Consider the following 265-nt stretch of genomic DNA (forward strand, 5'->3'; position numbering starts at 1 on the left):
CGATACCGCTAATGTCTGTTATTATTGCTTTTTGCATGAGCGACATGACTTATGTTAGTGAGATAAGCACGTTAATGGAAAGGCTTTTCAACTCAGAATTAAATTCTGAGAAATGGATTTGGGCGATTGTAATTATGGCCGTACTGATAAATACAATTAAACTGAAAAGGCAAATAAGGTACCGGAAAATCTGCACGCTACAAGCTATCCAAATAGCGTGCGATTTAATAGAGAAAGACGGGCTAGATAACGAAGCAATCAGAAT

General features: G+C 37.4%; 1 protein-coding gene. It reads left to right on the forward strand.

The annotated features are described in order from the left end of the window. Window positions 1-35 precede the first annotated feature (35 nt). The coding region (locus Q4528_RS14200) for a hypothetical protein (protein WP_303522267.1) at window positions 36-265 on the forward strand (230 nt) is incomplete at its 3' end.

It is taken from the genome of Staphylococcus pasteuri (genome assembly GCF_030547725.1).
GTDB lineage: Bacteria > Bacillota > Bacilli > Staphylococcales > Staphylococcaceae > Staphylococcus > Staphylococcus pasteuri.